This is a genomic window from Thiolapillus sp., from assembly GCF_048562965.1.
Lineage (GTDB): Bacteria > Pseudomonadota > Gammaproteobacteria > Chromatiales > Chromatiaceae > Thiolapillus > Thiolapillus brandeum_A.
This window is the reverse complement of sequence record NZ_JBHNMF010001715.1, coordinates 1-500: the sequence shown is the minus strand read 5'-3', so window position 1 is coordinate 500 and position 500 is coordinate 1. Positions and strand designations below refer to the sequence as shown.

General features: G+C 52.2%; 1 protein-coding gene. It reads right to left on the bottom strand.

Annotated features, from left to right (window positions below):
- Nucleotides 1-169: 169 nt before the first annotated feature.
- On the bottom strand, nt 170-364 hold the full coding sequence (locus ACOCD2_RS26360; RefSeq protein WP_293650989.1) for a transposase: 195 nt from the start codon (nt 362-364) through the stop codon (nt 170-172).
- Nucleotides 365-500: the final 136 nt, after the last annotated feature.

The window sequence follows — 500 nt, the reverse complement described above, 5'->3', positions numbered from 1 at the left end:
CTCCCTGCAAACGACAATATCCTTGTCAAGGCAGGTGATTAATTAATTCAGTATATTGGCATGCGCTAATTATCTGGAGCTGCCCGAAAAAGATAGCTATTTATAGACGGTAACTACTTTGTTTTCCCTCTGGCGCAAGGCACGCCGGGAAAACAGTGCGGCCTCGCGGCTACTGGGGTCTACCAGCCTTCGCTTCGCTCTCCATGGCTGGCAGCGGGGGATAGGCGCTGGACAGGAGAAAACAGACGCGGCGTGTATTGCGCAGAATGACCGCACCGATCTTGAGCAGTTTCAGCCGAATCGTCGTCATTTGGGCATTGGCCAGTTTCGTGCCCTTGAGCGCCTGGCGGCGAATGGCCTCCATCAGCACATAGGCCAGGGCGACGATTGTCAAGATAGTTGTCCTATTTTCTACGCTACTTTCTCTCTAACTTCCTGTTCTTCTGTCTCTGATTTCTCCGGGTTCAACCAGACTTCACTCACTGGTTCCCAGTTTCGTG

Bases quoted from the DNA above. Each gene is read 5' to 3' on its own strand.
- ACOCD2_RS26360 (WP_293650989.1), bottom strand. From the start codon at position 364: ATGGAGGCCATTCGCCGCCAGGCGCTCAAGGGCACGAAACTGGCCAAT.